Origin of the sequence: Rhodococcus sp. HNM0569 (assembly GCF_012726205.1) — a bacterium.
In the GTDB taxonomy this organism is placed as follows: Bacteria; Actinomycetota; Actinomycetes; order Mycobacteriales; family Mycobacteriaceae; genus Rhodococcus_F.
The window spans coordinates 100,426-119,551 of sequence record NZ_JAASAE010000008.1 but is presented as its reverse complement, the minus strand read 5'-3'; the positions used below and the strand labels follow the sequence as shown (position 1 = coordinate 119,551).

Below are 19,126 nucleotides of genomic sequence, written 5' to 3'. Positions count from 1 at the left end.
CGCCGCCGGAGGAGCCTCCGACATCTCCCGCGGAACACTCCGGGGTCCCGAACGGTTAACAAGAACGCATCGGATCAGTACAGTCACGATTCCGAACGCACCCGGTTGCCGCAGCAGCGAGCAGCCGGGTTAACCTCTATGAATAGGACACCCGGCGCCGAGTCTTCTGTGCGGTAGCGACGAGCCGTCGTTGCAGGAGGCCAGGCTGGACCCCGACCAGGAGGGGAAATCGGAGCTCGCGGCATCCGCTGACCTAGGCAGCGGCCGTCCGTCGTACTCCGATTCCGGCTCACCCCAGGAGAGTTTGATGACCTCAGCGACCATTCCCGGTCTGAACGGAACTGACGGCACGCCCCCCACGGAGCACAGTGAGCTGCTTGCCTGGGTACAAGAGGTTGCTGAACTCACCCAGCCCGACCGCGTCGTGTGGGCGGACGGGTCCGAGGAAGAGTGGGAGCGCCTCACGACGCAGCTCGTCGAGGCCGGGACGTTCACGAAACTGAACGAGGAGAAGAAACCCAACTCGTTCCTCGCGACGTCCGATCCGTCCGACGTGGCGCGTGTCGAATCGCGCACCTACATCTGCACCGAGACCGAAGAAGGCGCGGGCCCCACCAACAACTGGATGGACCCGGCCGAGATGAAGTCGATCATGACCGACCTCTACCGGGGCTCGATGCGTGGACGCACCATGTACGTCGTCCCGTTCTGCATGGGTCCGCTCGGTGCCGACGACCCGAAGCTCGGCGTCGAGATCACCGACTCCGAGTACGTCGTCGTGTCGATGAAGATCATGACCCGCATGGGCAAGGCCGCGCTCGCGAAGATGGGCAAGGACCGCCCGTTCGTGCGTGCGCTGCACTCGGTGGGCGCGCCGCTCGCCGAGGGCCAGCAGGACGTGCCGTGGCCCTGCAACGACACGAAGTACATCACGCACTTCCCGGAGACCCGTGAGATCTGGAGCTACGGCTCCGGCTACGGCGGCAACGCGCTGCTCGGCAAGAAGTGCTACTCGCTGCGCATCGCCTCGGCCATGGCGCACGACGAGGGCTGGCTCGCCGAGCACATGCTGATCCTCAAGCTCATCTCGCCGGAGGACAAGGCGTACTACATCGCGGCGGCGTTCCCGTCGGCATGTGGCAAGACCAATCTCGCGATGATCCAGCCCACCGTTCCGGGCTGGCGCGCGGAGACCCTCGGCGACGACATCGCGTGGATGCGCTTCGGCAAGGACGGCCGTCTGTACGCGGTCAACCCCGAGTTCGGCTTCTTCGGTGTCGCACCGGGCACCAACCACGCGTCCAACCCGAACGCGATGAAGACGATGGAGGACGGCAACACGCTGTTCACCAACGTCGCGCTCACCGACGACGGCGACGTCTGGTGGGAGGGCCTCGAGGGCGATCCGCAGCACCTGATCGACTGGAAGGGCAACGACTGGACGCCCGAGTCGGGCGAGAAGGCCGCGCATCCCAACTCGCGGTACACGACGCCGATGTCGCAGTGCCCGATCCTCGCCCCCGAGTGGGACGACCCGCAGGGTGTGCCGATCTCCGCGATCCTGTTCGGTGGCCGCCGCAAGACCACCGTTCCGCTCGTCGCCGAGTCGTTCGACTGGCAGCACGGCACCTTCCTCGGCGCCACGCTGTCGTCCGAGCAGACCGCCGCGGCCGAGGGCAAGGTGGGCACCGTCCGCCGCGACCCGATGGCGATGCTGCCGTTCATCGGCTACAGCGCCGGCGACTACATCAACCACTGGATCAACGTGGGCAAGAACGCCGACGCCGAGAAGCTCCCCAAGATCTTCTACGTCAACTGGTTCCGCCGCGGCGAGGACGGCCGGTTCCTGTGGCCCGGCTTCGGCGAGAACTCGCGCGTGCTGGAGTGGATCGTCGACCGTGTCGAGCACAAGGCCGGCGCGCAGACCACGCCCATCGGCTACGTGCCCACCGCTGCCGACCTCGACCTGAACGGTCTCGACGTCGACGCCGCCGATGTCGACGAGGCCCTCGCGGTCGACGTCGACGAGTGGAAGGCCGAGATCCCGGGCATCGAGGAATGGTTCGAGTTCCTCGGCGATCGCCTGCCGTCCGCGGTGCGCGACGAGTTCGAGGCGCTCAAGCAGCGCCTGGGCTGACCGCCTCACAACGAAGATCGGGCCGCGGGGAAACCCGCGGCCCGATTCGTCTTCTCAGGTGTTCTTCCAGGTCAGATCGTGTATCCGGCAGGCATGAGGATCGACTTGGTCTCGCAGAACGCCTCGAGGCCCTCGGGTCCGTTCTCGCGGCCGATGCCCGAGCTCTTGTAGCCACCGAACGGCGAGCCCGGATCGAAGGCGTACCAGTTGATCGCGTAGGTGCCGGTACGCACCTTCTTCGCGACCTCGATGCCGTGCGGCACGTCCGTCGTGTACACCGAGCCGGCGAGCCCGTAGTCGGAGTCGTTGGCGATCTTGATCGCCTCGTCCTCCGAGTCGTACGCGATGACCGACAGCACGGGGCCGAAGATCTCTTCGCGCGCGATGGTCATCGTGTTGTCGACGTCGGCGAAGATCGTGGGGGTGACGTACCAGCCGTCGCCCTCCGGACGCGTGCCGCCGAGGACGACGCGTGCGCCCTCGGACTTGCCCTTCGCGATGTACTCCTCGACGCGGTCACGCTGGCGCTCGTTGATCAGCGGTCCGAGCTGGGTGGCCGGATCCGACGGGTCGCCGACCGCCATCAGGCCCGCGGCCGCGACGAGCGCGTCCACCACCTCGTCGTAACGCGCACGCGGGGCCAGGATGCGGGTCTGCGCGACGCAGGCCTGGCCGGTGTTCATCAGGCCGGACATCGCGAGCATCGGCATCGTCGACGCGAGGTCGGCGTCTTCGAGGATGATCGCGGCCGACTTGCCGCCGAGCTCGAGCGAGCAGCGCTTGAGATTCTGCGCCGCGATCGCACCGATACGACGGCCGACGGCGCTGCTGCCGGTGAACGTGATCTTGTCGATGTCGGGGTGCGACACGAGGTACTCACCGGTCTCGGCACCGCCGGGCAGCACCGAGATGACGCCTTCGGGTACGCCGGCCTCGGCGAAGATCTCGGCGACGGCATGGGTGCTGAGCGGCGCGTCGGGAGCCGGCTTGAGCAGCACGGTGCAGCCGGCGAGCAAGGCGGGCGCGAGCTTGTTGACGGCGAGGAACAGCGGCACATTCCAGGCGAGGACGGCGGCCACGACGCCGACGGGCTCGCGCACCACGAGGGTCTGCCCGAACACGCCGGTGCGGGTCTGCTCCCACTCGAACGTGTCCGCGAGGCCGGCGTAGAAGTTCAGCGTCGCGAGTGCAGGCGTCTGCTGCATCATGTTGACCATCATCGGCGGCTGGCCCATCTCGGCGGAGATGAGTGCGCACAGGCTTTCGCTGCGCTCCTCGATCAGCTTGGCCGCCTTCGCGAGAATCTGGCCACGCTCGGCGTGCGTGGTGCGCGACCACGGGCTGTCGTCGAATGTGCTGCGCGCGATCGCCACTGCGGAGTCGATGTCGGCGTCGGTGGCGACGCGGCAACTGCCCACGACGTCGCCGGTGGCGGGCGAACGCACCTCGAGCACCTCGCTGCCCGCCGGTGCGGCCCATGTGCCGCCGATGTAGAGCTTGTCGTAGTCGGTCATCGCTTCCCATCCCCTTGTCGATTGCTTGGTCGATTGCTTGGTCGGTTGGTGAGTCGGTCGGTTGATGCGGGTGGCTGGTCAGGGTGCCGTGTCGGTGAAACTCTCGAATCCGGACGGCGCGTGTGGCCCGATCGCCGCCACCTCGAAAAGGCCCGTCCCGCCGAATGTGTCGTCACCGTCGCGGAGGGTGAACCGAGCCATGTTGTCGACCGGGCAGAACATGCGGAGCGTCGCGTCGATGTCGGCCACGGCGCGCCGCACCTCCTGCACGACGAGCGGGCCCTGCCACATGCCGTGCCGCCAGTCGGCCTCGAGCCCGTAGCCGGTGCCGATGCCGATGTAGTTGGGCAGCACGAGAGCGACGTCGACGGTGACGGTTTCGCCGGTCGGCCGGTGGAAGGACAGCGACGCGCCGGTCACGTCCCGGGTGCCCGGCGCGAACTCGAGCCGGTGCTCGGGACGTCCGAGCCATTCCGGTTCGCCGCCGTCGCGCGGGATGCGCACGGCCTCCTCGACGAGGCGCCTGCCCTGTTCGTCCTCCTGCAACACGACCGAGACCGTGAAGTCGTCGAACTGCATCACCGAGTAGATCCAGAAGAAGTTCGCGGGGCCGCCGGCGGCGCGGCGGCCGGGCGGCTCGGCTTCGCCGACCGGGCGCACTCCCCACGAGCGATCCCTGTTGCCGCGCAGCGACTGTGCGTCGAGGCTCGTGCCGTCGAGGGTGACCGTGCCGGTCCACGTGCCGGTCTGCACGAAGCGCATCGTGTCGAAAGTGACGCGCTCGAGTTCGCGCCGGAAGTGCCTCGGTTCGAGCGTCGCGGGGACGTTGCCGTCGAAGGTGAGATCGACGGACAGGCCGAGTGCGTCGTCCGGCGCGAGGACGACCCGGAGCCGTTGCAGCCCTTCGAGGATCTCGATGCGGAACGGCCCGACCGTGGTGGCCGAGCGGTCGGCGCCGAGGGCTGCCGAGGCACGGGCGACGACGTGGTCGTCGCCGCGGCGCAGCACCGCGAACGCGTCGGTGACGCCGAGATTGGGGTACTGCCCCATGCCGACGACGAGGAAGAACTCGGGGTCGTCGCCGGACGCGGGCAGCGGGTAGCAGTTGAAGTAGTAGCGATCGTAGAAGTTGCGGTCGGATGTCGCGACGCGGCGCACCGGTTCGGCGACCTGGTGGATCGGCAGGTCGTCCATCGGCGAGAGCGGGCCGGTCATCGCAGCTTCTCCCAGTAGTCGCCCGCGAGCATCTCTTCGAGACTCGCGCGGTGCAGGATCGCGTCGTCGGTGTCGGCGGGCGCGGTGGCCTGCCCGAAATGCACCGAGCGCGTGTGGATTCGGAGCATGATCGTGGCGTGCCGCAGTGCGGCGTACGCGACGTGGAATTCGAGATTGCGCGGTGCGTGGCCCGTGTACTCGGTGTATGTGGTGGCGACATCGGGCAGCCGCAGGAAGTCGGGCAGCCCGTCGAGTCCAGCAGTCTCGGCGAGGTCTTCGAAGAACCTGTGCAGGAAGATCATCCACGCGAGATCCATCTCGCGCGGGCCGAAGGTCGCCATCTCCCAGTCGAGGACCGCGACCGGGCGATGATCGCGGTACATGATGTTGCCGATCCGCGCGTCTCCCCACGAGAACACCGCGGGCGTCGTGTCGTCGGGCATGTTCGCGTCGATCCAGTCGAAACCGCGCTCGATCAGCGGCGAGCGCGGGCCCGTGCGGGTGGTCCACTCGTAGTAGTCGCGTTCGGCGCGCACGTGCCGCGCGAGTGCCTGCGATGCGGTGGCGTCGGCATCGGCGCCGGGCAGGAAAGAGAACGCCGTGGCGGGATCGGCGATCGCGTGCAGGTCGGCGAGGACCCGTACCGACGCGTCCTGCAGATCGCGACGAGCGTCGTCGTCGGCCTCGCTGACCCACGAACCGAAGTTGTAGGGCATGACGTCGGGCGGCGTGATCCCGTCGGCACGGGCCATGACGAAGAACGGAGCACCGAGATGCTCGGGATCGTCTTCCGACCAGTAGACGTCCGGCACCGGAACGCTGGTGCGTGCGCCCACCTCGCGCATCACCCGGAACTGGGTGTTCAGGTCGTACGACGGAAACACCGGCACCGTCGATTCGGCGGGCGCGACGCGCGCGACGAGCGGGTGGTCGGTGCCGTCCCACCGCGCGTCGAACAGCACGGTCTCGCTCGACATGCCGTTCGTGTCGGGCAGTCGGACGTCGGTGACGACGGGCGCGTCGGTGCGCGTGGCGAGCCACGCTTCGAGGCGGCGGCGCAGGTCGTCCGGATGACGCTGCGACACGCTCGGACGCGCGACCTCCGCGTAGTGCTCTCGGTCGGCGGGTGTCGTGCTCACGTCACCTCCCAGATCGATGCCTTGTGACCCAGAACACTAGAACACGTTGCAGATTTAGGGAAGGGGCTGCCCCGTCGCGAGGACTGCCGCGCCCGCGAGGCTCGCGTCGCCGCCCAACTCGGCGGGCACGATCCGCAGCGGACGCGTGAACGACAGTCGTGCGTGCAGACGCGCGGCCTCGCGCATCGGTTGCCACAGCCGCGGCCCGGCGGCCGAGAAGCCGCCGCCCACGACGACCAGGTCCACGTCGAGCAGTGCCGCCGCGGACGCGAAGGCCTCGCCCAGCGCGGTCCCCGCCCGTGCCAGCGCCGCCGTCGCCAGATCCCCGTCGTCGCGGGCGAGGTCGATCCCCGTCTCGCCCGGCCAGCCGCGCTCGCGCGCCCATCGCACCGACGCGGGACCGCTCGCGACCGTCTCGAGGCAACCCCGTCCACCGCACGTGCACGGGGAGTCCTCGCCGTGCACGACGACATGCCCGAGATGGCCCGCATTGCCGGTGCGGCCGAACACGGGACGGCCGCCCAGCACGAGACCGGCGCCGACACCGGTCGACACCACCACGGCGAGCAGATCGCGGGTGCCGCGGCCCGCGCCGTGCCGGTGCTCGCCGAGCGCCGTCGCGGCGCCGTCGCCCACGAGCTGCACGTGTGCGCCGCGAAACAGGCCGCCCGCCGCGTCGGTGATCGCGAAACCGTCTGCCCACTCGGGAATGTTGATCGGGGCGACCGTCCCTGCCGTGGTGTCGACCGGCCCCGCGGAGGCGATCGCGACGGCGTCGACGCGGCGGCCGTCGGCGACCTGGACGAGCAGTCGCGCGCAGGCATCCCACACCCCCGGGTGGCCGGACGGCGTCGGGACCCGCACCGGACGCGTCACCCGGCCGTGCTCGACCACGCCCGCCGCGAGCTTGGTGCCGCCGACGTCGAGTGCGAGTTGCACGCTCATGGAATCCGGGATACCACCCCGGGGGCCGGCCGAGTTCACACTTTGCGGAACACCAGCACCAGATTGCTCACCAGGAACTCGCGCAGCACCGGCACGCGCACCATCCACCACGCCCACCGCGGGTGGTAGCGCGGGAACGCAGCGACGAGTTCGCCCGATGCCGTCGACCGGGCCCAGCGCAGGCCGTCGGCGGCGCCCACCGGGAACAGGGACCTGCCGAAGCGGTTCTTCGGCTCGTGGCCGTGCACGCGCCGGTACCGCCGGGCCGCGTACTCGCCGCCGACGTAGTGCTGCCACAGCCCGGTCTCGTGCCCACCGAACGGGCCGAGCCACACGGTGTAGGACACGACGGTCAGCCCACCCGGCTTGGTGACGCGGAGCATCTCCTCGCCCATGTCCCACGGCCGCGGCACGTGCTCGGCGACATTCGACGAAAAGCACACGTCGACCGACGAGGTGCGGATCGGCAGTTCCATCCCCGATCCCCGGATCGAGTCGCCGGGTGCGCGGCCCGCGGCGTGCATCTCGGTGGGATCGGGTTCGACGGGCACGTACCGCGCGCCCGCGGCGCCGAACGCGTCGGCGAAGTATCCGGGACCGCCACCCACGTCGAGGACGGTCGTGCCGTCGAGCGTGGCACCGGTCAGCCCGGCGTACAGGTCGCCGACGAGTTCGACGGAGTCGCGGGCGAGCGCGCCGTAGAAGATCTCGGGTGCGCTCTGCTCGTAGCGGAAGTCGCCGAGCAGCGCGAACGACCGTTTCAGGGTGGCCCGGCGGGCGAACGGGCGGGCGACGGGAGGCACGGTCACGAGCGGCCACTCTAGTTGTGGCGAGTCTGTGGTTCGGACGAGGATGCTGACCCGTCGGTAACCGACCGTTAGTGTGGTGCCCGGACGTGTCCCGCCTCCCGGGCGCCGGTCCGTCGTCGTTGTCGTCACACAGGGAGTTCACGAACGTGCACGAGGTTCTGCTGCTGTGCTGGCGCGACACCGGCCACCCGCAGGGTGGCGGCAGTGAACGCTATCTCGAACAGGTGGGCGCCGAACTCGCCGCGCGCGGCATCCGCGTCACCTACCGCACCGCACGTTACCCCGGCGCACCGCGTTCGGAGACGATCGACGGGGTGCGTGTCAGCCGCGGTGGCGGACGTTACGGCGTCTACCCGCGCGCGTTGCTCGCGATCGCCGCCGGCAGGTTGGGCTTCGGGCCGCTCAAGGGGATCCGCCCGGACGCCGTGATCGACACGCAGAACGGCATCCCGTTCTTCTCGCGCGTCGTCGCGGGTGCTCCCGTGACCGTGCTGGTGCACCACTGCCATCGCGAGCAGTGGCCGGTCGCGGGCGCGCTCGTCGGACGGCTCGGCTGGTGGGTCGAATCGACGCTTTCGCCGCGCGTGCACGCCCGCAACCAGTACCTGACGGTGTCGCTGCCGTCGGCCGACGAGCTCGTCGACCTCGGTGTCGACCGCGAGCGCATCGCGGTGGTCCGCAACGGTGTGGATCCGACACCCACCGCCGACGCCGACGCGTCGCGCACGCCCTACCCGAGCGTGAGCGTGCTGTCCCGGCTCGTGCCGCACAAGCAGATCGAGGACGCGCTGGACGCGATCGCGTCGCTGCGTACCCAGGTGCGCGATCTGCACCTCGACGTCATCGGCGGCGGCTGGTGGGAGGACAACCTGCGCGAGTACGCGGCGGGCCTCGGTATCAGCGAGTCGGTCACCTTCCACGGGCACGTGAGCGAGGAACGCAAGCACGAGCTGCTCGCCCGCTCGTGGGTGCACGTCATGCCGTCCCGCAAGGAGGGCTGGGGGCTCGCGGTCGTCGAGGCCGCGCAGCACGGCGTGCCCACGATCGGATACCGCAGTTCCAAGGGGCTCACCGACTCGATCGTCGACGGCGTCACGGGGGTGCTGGTCGGCAGCGCGGCCGGTCCCGACGGCCCGGCAGGCCGGGCGGCGGACGTCGCGGAACTCACCGACGCGATCGGCGCGCTCCTGGGCGACACCGACGCGCGGCGCGTGCTGGGCGAGAAGGCCCGCGAGCGGGCCCGCGAGTTCTCGTGGCCGCAGACCGGCCGCGGCGTGCTGAGCGTGCTGGAACAGTCGGCGGCGGGCCGCTTCGTGTCAGGTCTGGTGTCGTCGGCCTTGCCTGCCCGTCAGGACTGATCCCGCCGCACCGCCGACCAGGACGAGCGCCCACAGCACGTGCCCCGATCCGACCGCCGCGCGCGCACTGCGCGTGGCACCGGTCTCGGGCACGTCGCCCGGCACCCGGTACAGCGTGAGGTCGTCGTCGGCGAACCGTTGCTCGAGGCCGGCGAGCGTGCGCGACGACTCGCCGAGCGGCCCCGGCGTGCCGTGCTCGACCAGCACCCAGCGCACCCCCTCGTCGGCGAGAGTGCTCGGGGACGCCCCCGCGAGCAGCGCCTCCTCGACCCGCGCGGCCCGCGCACCTTCACCCGCGACCGATCCGCCCGCGACCGGCAGCGCGCCGGTCTGCAGCACGTCCGACGGCAGCATGCGTGGCGCGGGATCGAGCACCGGGAACTCGCCCCACTGCCGGAACATGCCGCCGGGCAGCACCGCGACGTCCCCCGGTTCGTCGCGCACCGCGGCGGTCACGCCGTTCCATGCGGCCGGATACTGCACGGGCCGCAGCGTCCCGCCGACGCCCCACGCGAGGTCCGGCAGGGCGGCGACCACCGCGAGCGCCGCGACGGCGGACAGCGCGGGCCGGTACACGGCGCGCAGCGCGTGCACGCCCGCGGCAGCGGCGAGCGCGTAGAACGGCACCGCCAGCGCGACCCACTTCTGCGCGTCGCGCAGCAAGCCCGCGCCGGGCACGGACTCGACGGCCCACCGGCCTGCCGCGAGCCCGGGCGGGGTCGCGGCGAGCGCGACCCCGACGATCACGACGACCGCGAGCACCGCGAGCCCCGCGACGACGGGTTCACGCCTGCGCCGCCACAACGACGGCAACCCGCATGCGACGACGCCGAGCAGAACCGCCGTGCCCGCGATCGCGAACAGCGACGTGCGGGTCGCGGGTACCGCGTCGGCGTTCCAGATGCCGCCGAGGCCCGCGAGCGAGCCGAGCGTCGCCAGGCCGGGCTCGGCGCGGGCGGCGAATGCCGCCACTCCGGCGGGGTCGGACGTGCCGCCGCCGGCGACCACCGTCGCGGCGAGCCAGGGCGACGCGCTCGCACACCACAGCACGAATGCGGCGCACAGACCGCGCCACGAGCCGCGGGCCCGGAGGACTGTCGCGGCGACGAACACCGCGGCCGCGGCTGCCGCGACGAGCAGCGAACCCGTCGGCGTGAGCCCCGCCGCCGCGAAGCACACCGCGAGGCTCCACCACGCGCGCCGTTCGCCGCGCACCAGCGCGAGGACCGCGCACACCGTCCACGGCAGCGCGGCGTAGCCGGCGAGCAGGCTCCAGTGGCCCTGCAACAGTCGTTCCGCGACGTACGGGTTCCACAACGTCACGGTCGCCGCGACCAGTTGCGCGCCGACGCCGGCACCGCGCAGCACCGTGCGCGTCAGCACCGCGGCGCCGAGGCCCGCGAGGGTGAGTGCGACGAACATGATCGCCTTGACCACGATCCCGCCGTCGACGACGGTGCTCAGCACTGCGATCGCGGCGTCCTGCGGCACCGCGCGCGCCGCGGCGTCGGTCAGTCCGAGCGCCGAGTCGGTGACGTACGAACGGGGCGTGCTGACCGCGTCGCGCAGCAACAGGTACCCGGGCCCCAGCAGCGGTCCGAGGATCACGGCGGTGAGGACGGCGCTGTAGGCGGCGGCAAGCCACGACTGCCGGTGCGCGCCCGGCTCGCGGCGCACCTGTGTCTCCCGGTGCACCTCCATGGGCCGCCACCCTACGCAGTCCGCACCGCCCGGACCGTCGCGGCCCGCGGCGTTCAGCCGACATGGCGTCCAGCGTTCAGCCGACATGGCGTCCAGCGTTCAGCCGCCAGGGCACCCAGCCGGTCGTACGGCATGCGGCATCATGATCCCCATGGCACCCACGCGTCCTCCCACACAGTGAGCTCGCGCGTCGCACGTCCCGCCGTCGCAGGTATGACGATGGTCACGGCGGGGTCGATGACCGCCAATGTCGCGTCGTACGGGCTGCAACTCGTCGCGAGCTGGTGGCTCGGGCCTGCCGGCTACGGCGAGTTCGCGAGCCTCCTCGCGGCCCAACTCGTGCTCGCGGTGCCCGCGCTCGCGCTGCAGACGGTCGTCGCGCGCGAACAGGTGCACGGTGCGCCGGTGCCTGCGCTGCGCCGGCTCACCTACCGCACGGCGGCAATCGTGGGCGTGCTCGCGCTGGTTGCGGTGCCTGCGGCTGCGTGGGCCCTCGACACCGGCGTCGTCGCCACGGCGGCCGCGCTGCTGAGCGCGCCCGTGCTCGTGCTCCTGGGGGGCGAACAGGGACTGCTGCAGGGTCAGGCGCGGTTCGCGGGGCTCAGCGTGGTGCTCGCGGGTGCGGGTGTCGCCAAGGTCGTGCCTGCGGTGGTTCTGCTCGCCCTCACGTCGTCGGCGGGGCCTGCACTGCTCGCGAGCACGCTGGGCACCGCGCTGCTCGTCGTCCTCACCCGCGTGTTCGCGCACACCGAGCACGCAGGCTCGACGGCGGGCCACGTCGTCGGTGCGACGGCCGTGCTGCGCGCGTCGCAGGTGCAGCTCGCGCTCATCGCGATGTCGTCGGTCGACCTGTTGATCGCCCGCATCGTGCTCCCGGTCGACGACGCGGGGCTGTACGCGCTCGGCGCGGTCGCGACGAAGGCCGCGTTCTGGCTGCCGCAGGCCGTCGGCGTCGTGTTGTATCCGCGGATGGCCGATCCGGCGCAGTCCGGGCGTGCCGTCCGCTCGGCGCTCACCGTGCTGTGCGGTATCGGCGCGCTCGTCGTCGCGGGCGCCGCGATCGCGGCGCCGCTGCTCCCGCTCGTGGTGGGAGACGCCTATCGCCCCGTGCAGTCGCTGCTGTGGGCGTTCGCACTGCAGGGCGCGTGCCTCGCGGTCGTTCAGGGCGCGCTGCTGTCGGCCATCGCCGGTGGGCGCACGCGGCTCGCGGCTGTCGCGTGGGCCGCGCTCGCCGTCGAGGTCGCCGTCATGTTCGCCGTCGCGGGCACCGTGGGGCAGCTGATCGCGATCGCCGCCGTCGCGGCCGCGCTCACGGCGGTCGCGGCGAGCGTCCTCGCGCTCCGCGCGGCACGCTGACCCGCCCCCGTGAGCGATTTCGGCGCACCTGGACTCGCAAAGTGCGCACAGCGGGGTGGGTACCGAGCGGGCACCGAGCGACGACGAACGAGTCTCGAGTCCCCGGAAACACCGATGCCCCCGTCCCATGAGGGACGGGGGCATCGGTGAGTGCTGTTACCGGTCGCGATCGGGATCGGTACGCGGGATCTGCTGAGTCGTCTCGGAGTCGCTCGCACCGTTCCAGTCGCGCGGGATCTCGGTGGTCTCGGCGTCCGAGTCCGCGGAACCGTAGTTGCGGTCGGCGTAGTCGGAGCGGCCGAACTGCTCGGTGGGTGCTGCCGCGGTGTCGTCGCCACCGTTCGGCGGAACCGGGCCACCCGCGGGGACGGGCTCGCCGTCGCGGCCTCGGCCACTGCGCAGGCCGAGCACGACGCCGCCGATCAGGGCGATGACGCCGACGATGCCCGCGACGATCGGCAGCGTGCGTGCGAACGTGTTGAGCTGGTCGATGCCGTCGCGTGCCTGCTGCGCCTGGAACTCGATGGTCTCTTCGTTGAACGGCAGCGAGACGTCGAGCACGTCGATCTCGGGCCGCGCCTTATTGCGCGCGTAGTACTGGTGGATCTGTTCCTGGCCCTTGACGACGACGCCCGTCTCCGGCTCGACCCACAGGTCACGCGTGTTGGTGTACCAGCGGGTCATCGTGATCGGCAGCTCGCCACCCTCGACGCCCCACGCCGATGCTGGCAGCTGCAGCTTGTTCGTGGGAGCCGACGGATCGGCCTTCGACAGGTCGAACGGGCCCACTTCCTGGCTGTAGTGGTAGACCTTCAGGCCGTTGATCTCGGTCTCCTCGACGAAGTCGATGGGCGACGATTCGCGGGCGTTGAGATCCCAGTACGGGTAGGTCTCCTGCTTGGAGTCGAACGGGAACTTGTACTGAAGGCCGTCGCGCTCGACCTCGAGCGCGGGCGCGTCGGCGGACGTCTGCACCGTGCCGACCGGATCGTTCGTCGGCATCGACGACTTGCGGTCCATCGTGACGCGGTCGACCGACGCCGTCAGCAGGCCGGTGTCGCCCTGCTTGTCGGTGCGGCGCACCGTCTGGCCCGCCTGCACCGTGATGTCGTCGGCGTTCGACGGGTCCTCGGTGGTGACATAGCGCTGCGCGATGATCGGGACGTCCTCGTCGACCTTCGGGCCGGGCTCCTGGTCGGTGAGAGACTTGGCGTCGAGGACCTTGCCCGTACCTTCGGCGATCGTGGTGACCTCCAGGTCGAGCGGTGTCTTCGCGAGTTTGCCCTTGCTGTATACGGGTACAAGAATTGCAACGGCCAACAGGAAGACACCGAGGCCAACCAGGATCAGCGCGATTACCCGGCTCGGCCCAGAGCGCTCCGCCATGCTGTCTCTCCTTAACATCAGGGTTGTCGATATCGACGTTTCCTCACCGGCAGCCGGGCCGCACGGCTCGCATGGAGCCCACATCGACGCCACGTGAGGCAGAACACTAACAGCCGACAGGCTGCACGCTCCCTACCGGATAGTAAACGGACGAGCGTGACGATGGTGATCCAGCCGGGGTGGGCCCCGGCTGACCGGCGGTTACGGGCACACTGGTGCGGTGACCGCTACCGACGTCGTCGACGCCCGCGACGCGGGCCGCGTCCCCGCGGGGGCGCGCGAGTTCGTGCCCGCGCTCGAGGGGATGCGCGGTCTCGCGGCCCTCGGCGTCGTCGTCACGCACGTGGCGTTCCAGACGGCGACGCACGACCCCGCCGTCGTCGGGCGCGTCCTCGGCCGGTTCGACCTCGCGGTGGCACTGTTCTTCGCGCTGTCGGGTTACCTGTTGTGGCGGCCGCACGCCGCCGCGGCCCGCGGCATGGGCACGCCGCGTCCGATACTGCGCTACTGGCTCTCGCGCGCCACGCGAATCCTGCCCGCGTACTGGGTGTGCGTCACGCTCGTGCTGCTGTTCCTGCCGAACGCGAACGGCGGCAGCCTGCGCACGTGGGCCGCGAATCTCGGTCTGCTGCAGGTGTTCGTGCCGCTCACCCTCACCGACGGCCTGACACAGATGTGGAGCCTGTCGGTCGAGGTGGCTTTCTATCTCGTGTTGCCGTTCATCGCGCTCGCATTCGTCCGGCTGCGCGGGCCGGCCGCCCGATGGCGCATCCCGGTGATGCTCGCCGTGATGGCCGCGAGCCTCGTGTGGGGTTACCTGCCGATCCCGACGCCCGAGCACATCACGCACCACAACTGGCTGCCCGGCTACCTGCCGTGGTTCGGCGCGGGCATGGTGCTCGCCGAGCTGGTCGTGAGCGCGCCCGGATTCGTGCACCGCATCGGGTCGCATCGCGCGGTGATGACGCTCGTGGCGGCGGTCGCCTTCGGCCTCGCCGCCACCGAGCTCGCGGGCCCGCCGGGGCTCGCGGACCCGGAGCCGTGGCAGTACTCGATCAAGATCGCGCTCGGTGCGGTGATGAGCTTCACACTGCTCGCGCCGCTCGTGCTGGGCGAGGGCACGCACCGTTTCCTCGCGAGCCCGGCCGCGCTCGCGATCGGCCGTTGGTCCTACGGCATCTTCGTGTGGCATCTCGCGGTGCTCGCGGTCGTCTTCCCGATGTTCGGGGTGCGCGCGTTCGGCGGCAACTTCGTGGTGGTCCTGGCCGGCACGGTGGTGCTGAGCATCGCCGTCGCGTCCGCGAGCTACGCCTTGGTCGAGGAACCGGCCCGCCGCGCCGTCAACCGCTGGATCAGCAGGCGGGATGCGGGCGCGACGGCGACGCCGAGTGCGGCGAGCGCGACGAGCAACGGGAACTGAACCCAGAACGAGTGCCCGACGTACCCGTCGGACGACCGCCACGGACCGGTCGAGAGCACCGCGAAGCCGGCGCCCCCTGCGAGCCCGGTGAGCACGACGAGCCCTCGCGCCGCGACCGCCTTACCGCGGGTGCGGGCCACGAGCGCCGCGCCCGCGGCCACCACGAGTGTCGTCACGACCCCGGGGACGCCCGCGACGATTCCGGTCGTCGCGAGCACGCCGAGCAGTGCGACGAGAGTGCTGCGCCACGGCCGCGGCGCAGCGCCGTGACCGCGCGGCCTGCGCGACGGCCACAGCGCCGACACGAGCAGCGGGATCAGGAGCGCGAGACCACCGAAGACCGTGCCGCGATACCACGTGTCGGCCGTGTACTCGAGCGTCACGGTGCCGTGCGTGCCTGCGGGCAGCACCCAGCCCTGCTGCCAGCCGTCGACGACGACCGGTACGAGTTCGCTGCCGTCCGGTGCGGATGCCTTCCATCCGACATTGGTCGATTCGGGCACCACGAGCAGTTGGTCGCGTTGCGCGTCGACCGTCACCTCGCGGTGCTGGTTGCTCCACGTGGTGGTGTCCGCCGGGACACGCTGCGCGCCCGTGCCGGAGACGGCGCCGCCGTCGGGGCGAAGGTCGAGTGCGTCGACGAAGAATGCGGGCGTCGGGTCGACCGACACGTCGACGCGGCCCTGGGCGAGCGCGAGCGGGGCCGGATCGCACGCGGTGGCGGCGACCGGACGGCCCGCGAGGAGGTCGTCGACCGTGCCGCTCACCGACAGCCGCACGGTCTGCTCGCCGACCCGGAGCGTCGGCCCGGTCTCGCACGGCACCGTGACGACACGCGCGCCTGCGTCGGCACGCGGGCCCGAGCCCGCGACGGGCTGCCCGTCCGGACCGAGCACGGTGACCTCGGCGACGCCACCGGGCTGGCGCTCGTTGTAGCCGAACGGGTTCGGTCCCCACACCTCTTCCGACGACACGAGGCTGAGCACGATGCGCTGCGTCACGTGCGGCTCGAGGTCGACTCGGTCGTCCTCGACGTCGCGCACCTGCGTCCCGGAGCCGAGGTCGACCGCGACACGGGTGGGTGCGGCGGGCAGCTTGCCGAGACTCGGGGCGAGGTCGAGCGCGGCGACCTCGGTGGGTTCGGGTAGTTCGATCGTGAGGGTCGGCAGTGGTCCGCTGCCGCCGACGGTCTTCTGCTGCGCCGTCCACGCGGTGCGCACGTCGCCGTCCGTCGCGGCGAATGCGGCGCCCCGCAGGTCGGCGACGTCGCTCGGTCCGGTTGCGCTCGCGCGGGACGGATCGGCGAGCAGTTCTTCGAGGCGGGCACCCGCATGTGCGCGCACGGTCAGCCCTGGCGAGACCGTCGTCGCGTCGGGCACCGACAGCGTGCGTTCGAACGTGCCGCCCTCTTCCGGGGGCATCGGGAAGGCGCCGCCGCACCGCACCCGGTCGGGTGCGTCGGCACACGCGCGCCTGCCCGGGAACTCCTGCGAGAGGTGCCAGCCGTCGACGCGGGCGCCGTCGGGCGTCGGTGGCAGCGCCGTGCGGTGCTCGATCGGCACCATGACCGGTGCGGCCCGGTCCGAGAAGTCCTCGACCTGCACGTCGCTGATGCCGAATTGCACGCCCGCCGACCCGTTCTCGGTGCGCATCGCGGTGATCTGCACCCACGGCGTCGAACCGCCGGGCAGCGACACGGTGACCGGTTCGCCGGGCTTGTCGATCTTGACGGCGGTCGACCCGTTCGGTGTCGACACCTCCATCCACTTGACGGGTGGGCCGAGCGCGTTCGGGCTCGTCGTGATGTGCAGGAGCCCGCTGGGCACCGGATGGTCGAGGTCGACACGCAGCCACTGGCCGCGTGCGGTCTCGCTGAGATTGCTGAACCACCCGGTCGCGGGGTCGCCGTCGACGGTTGCCGCGGCGCTCGCGCCGGGTGCGGCGCCACCGAGCTGGGTCGCGTCGGAAGCCGAACTGGACGTCGTGATCGTCGCGCCGCTCCACTCGCCCTCGACGCGGGGAGTGTCCGGGACCGCATAGTCCGGGACCTCGTTGAACGTGCGGCGCGGTTCGTCCGGCGAGCGCAGCCCCGAGCTGTGGTTGTCGACCTGCCCGTAGTCCGTCTCGCGGTTGCGGGGAGTGTCCGTGACGAGGACGTCGTCGACGGGCAGTCCCGCGCGGGCCGCATCGGCGGCGGTCAGGACGGGACCGGCTATCGCGTCGCTCTCGTGCAGCCGCAGCAGCGACTCGGGCCCGCCCTGCACGCGCGCCACGTCCGCGAGCTCGCTCGTGTAGGGACCCACGGTCGCCGTCTCGCCGGAGACCGGATCGCCGACGCGATAGATCTCGACGGCCGGATAGGCGGGCCGCAGGTCGCCGTCCTCGACGACGTCGTGGGGTTCCTGTCCGTCGACGGGGTCCCCGAATTCGGCGACCTTCTCGAACCCGGGAGAACCGTTCACGGCCTGGTGCACGAGCATCGGCCGCGCCGACCGGGAGGTCTCCGGGTCGAGGTCGTTACGGACGACGAGGTAGGAGATGCCCTGGCCGAGCAGGGTGCGCGCGAGGCCGTCGGAGGGACGGCCGTCGACGAGCAGGCGCTGCACCGAGTCCATCGCCCGGATCGCGCCGGGCGGCGTGAGCGGCACCGAGTCGCGCACCGTCCACGGTGTCGACGCGAGCGCCTGCAGGGGTTCGTCGCGCGTGAGCCCCCACGTCTGGATGCCGAACGGCGCGCCCGGTGCGACGAGGGCGCGCTGGGAGGTCGCAGGAGAGTCGCCCGACGCGTGGTCCTCGAGCCACTGCGCCGCGTCGTGCCAGTGCTGGGGTACCTCGGTGTAGGTGCCGCGCGGCGCGAGCTTGCCGGTCCACACGAGCGACGTCGACAGCACGAGCGCGACGAGTACGAGCGTCGCGAAGGCCACCGACTTCTCGCGTTCGGGATGCGCGAGCGCGCTGCGCCACCGCTGTGTGGGCACCGAACCGGGCAGCGGCACCCGCGCGAGCAGGTGCGCGAGGCCGAGTGCGATCGGCAACCGCACGAGCGGTTCGAGCTTGTGCACATTGCGCAGCGGCGCGCCCGCTCCGTCGAGGAAGACGCGGACGCTCTCCGCGAACGGCCCCGCGAGCTCGCCGACATAGCCGATGGACAGGCCGGCGAGCCCCACGAACAGGACGAACACGAGCCGGCCGCGGGCGGGCATCGCCCGCATCGCGAGACCGGCCAGACCCGCCGCTGCGACGACACCCGTCGCGACCACCGCGGCGGGTTGCGTGACGAGCACCGCGCCCGCGATCCGTTCGGGGGACACGAACGGCGTCCAGCTGCCGGTGCCGCGCAGGATCTCGCCGAGAGAGGCCCACTGCGTCGTGACACCCGACGACTCGATGTAGTCGAGGAACGGCGGCGACACCGACCCGAGCAGCAGCAGCGGCACGATCCACCAGGCGACAGCGAGCGCGACGAACAGCGCCCACCACCCGGTGAACACCCACCAGCGACGGCTCGGGCGGTGCGCGAGCCACCACACGACGGCGACGAGGCACGCAGCGAGCGTCGCGACCGCGTTGACCGCGCCCATCAGTGCGACCGCGACCGCCGACCGCGCGGCGAGGCTGCGCATCGACCGGGGCGGCTCGCCCGGCCGCAGCGCCACGACGACGGGCAGCAGCACCCAGGGCGCGAGCATCATCGGGAGCGTCTCGGACGAGATCGAACCGAGCGTCGTCACGACCCGCGGCGACAACGCGAACGCGGCCGCGGCGACGACACGGGACGTGCGGCTGCCGACGCCGATCGCTTCCGCGAGGCGGACGATGCCCCAGAATCCGACGATCAGCAGGACAGCCCACCACGCGCGCTGGGTGATCCACGCCGGGATCGACAGCAGATCACCGAGCGCGAAGAACGCGCCGTGCGGGAAGAAGTAGCCGTACGCCTGGTTCTGCACCTGGCCCGTCGGGGCCTGGCTGCTCCACAGGTGCGCGGCACGCCCCAGGAAGCCGAGCGGATTCTCGGTGAGGTCGTACTTGGTGTCGGCCGCGATGCGGCCGGGTGACTGCGCGAACGAGACGACGAACGCGATCACACTCGCCGCGGCGAGCCAGCGCCTGCTCAGCGGGCGTCGGTCGATCCGAGCCCGCAGC

12 protein-coding genes are annotated in these 19,126 nt (G+C 71.3%); 4 read left to right on the top strand and 8 right to left on the bottom strand.

Translation table 11 applies throughout. The annotated features are described in order from the left end of the window. Positions 1 to 307: 307 nt before the first annotated feature. The gene (locus tag HCA44_RS13075; protein ID WP_169649005.1) at positions 308 to 2,137 is read left to right on the top strand and encodes a phosphoenolpyruvate carboxykinase (GTP); all 1,830 of its coding nucleotides are present in this window, start codon (positions 308 to 310) and stop codon (positions 2,135 to 2,137) included. 71 nt (positions 2,138 to 2,208) lie between these two features. Here HCA44_RS13075 and HCA44_RS13070 read toward each other — a convergent pair whose 3' ends face one another. The 5 genes from HCA44_RS13070 to HCA44_RS13050 form a co-directional block, all read right to left on the bottom strand. Continuing rightward, complete coding sequence (locus HCA44_RS13070) at positions 2,209 to 3,651, bottom strand: aldehyde dehydrogenase (protein ID WP_169649004.1); 1,443 nt, start codon at positions 3,649 to 3,651, stop codon at positions 2,209 to 2,211. A gap of 78 nt (positions 3,652 to 3,729) precedes the next feature. Then, positions 3,730 to 4,866, bottom strand: coding sequence for a hypothetical protein (locus HCA44_RS13065; RefSeq protein ID WP_169649003.1), 1,137 nt, complete (start codon positions 4,864 to 4,866; stop codon positions 3,730 to 3,732). After that, the gene (locus tag HCA44_RS13060; RefSeq protein ID WP_169649002.1) at positions 4,863 to 6,005 is read right to left on the bottom strand and encodes a phosphotransferase family protein; all 1,143 of its coding nucleotides are present in this window, start codon (positions 6,003 to 6,005) and stop codon (positions 4,863 to 4,865) included. Before HCA44_RS13060 ends, HCA44_RS13065 begins: the two co-directional genes overlap by 4 nt. A 54-nt stretch (positions 6,006 to 6,059) precedes the next feature. Continuing rightward, a complete protein-coding gene (locus HCA44_RS13055; RefSeq protein WP_169649001.1) occupies positions 6,060 to 6,950 on the bottom strand; it encodes an ROK family protein in 891 nt (296 codons plus the stop codon). Positions 6,951 to 6,985: 35 nt separating this feature from the next. Continuing rightward, entirely contained in the window at positions 6,986 to 7,759 is a 774-nt protein-coding gene (locus tag HCA44_RS13050; RefSeq protein ID WP_169649000.1) for a class I SAM-dependent methyltransferase, read from the bottom strand. A 146-nt stretch (positions 7,760 to 7,905) separates the two neighbouring features. On the opposite strand from HCA44_RS13050, the gene HCA44_RS13045 reads away from it, so the two are divergent. Beyond that, positions 7,906 to 9,117 carry a glycosyltransferase family 4 protein gene (locus HCA44_RS13045; RefSeq protein ID WP_169648999.1) on the top strand — a complete coding sequence of 404 codons (1,212 nt, stop codon included), beginning with the start codon at positions 7,906 to 7,908 and terminating at the stop codon, positions 9,115 to 9,117. Here HCA44_RS13045 and HCA44_RS13040 read toward each other — a convergent pair. Next, positions 9,076 to 10,818, bottom strand: a complete 1,743-nt coding sequence (locus HCA44_RS13040; RefSeq protein WP_169648998.1) for a hypothetical protein — start codon at positions 10,816 to 10,818, stop codon at positions 9,076 to 9,078. The genes HCA44_RS13045 and HCA44_RS13040 overlap by 42 nt on opposite strands. A gap of 219 nt (positions 10,819 to 11,037) precedes the next feature. On the opposite strand from HCA44_RS13040, the gene HCA44_RS13035 reads away from it, so the two are divergent. Continuing rightward, positions 11,038 to 12,174, top strand: a complete 1,137-nt coding sequence (locus HCA44_RS13035) for a polysaccharide biosynthesis protein (protein WP_206038100.1) — start codon at positions 11,038 to 11,040, stop codon at positions 12,172 to 12,174. A gap of 156 nt (positions 12,175 to 12,330) precedes the next feature. Here the strand turns inward: HCA44_RS13035 and HCA44_RS13030 are convergent, their stop codons facing one another. Beyond that, the gene (locus HCA44_RS13030) at positions 12,331 to 13,560 is read right to left on the bottom strand and encodes a DUF3068 domain-containing protein (RefSeq protein WP_169648997.1); all 1,230 of its coding nucleotides are present in this window, start codon (positions 13,558 to 13,560) and stop codon (positions 12,331 to 12,333) included. Between the two features lie 304 nt (positions 13,561 to 13,864). Between HCA44_RS13030 and HCA44_RS13025 the strand changes: the two genes are divergently transcribed. Continuing rightward, complete coding sequence (locus tag HCA44_RS13025; RefSeq protein ID WP_169649131.1) at positions 13,865 to 14,980, top strand: acyltransferase; 1,116 nt, start codon at positions 13,865 to 13,867, stop codon at positions 14,978 to 14,980. Here the strand turns inward: HCA44_RS13025 and HCA44_RS13020 are convergent. After that, entirely contained in the window at positions 14,866 to 19,125 is a 4,260-nt protein-coding gene (locus tag HCA44_RS13020; protein ID WP_206038099.1) for a DUF3367 domain-containing protein, read from the bottom strand. The two genes, HCA44_RS13025 and HCA44_RS13020, sit on opposite strands and share 115 nt — an antisense overlap. Position 19,126: the final 1 nt, after the last annotated feature.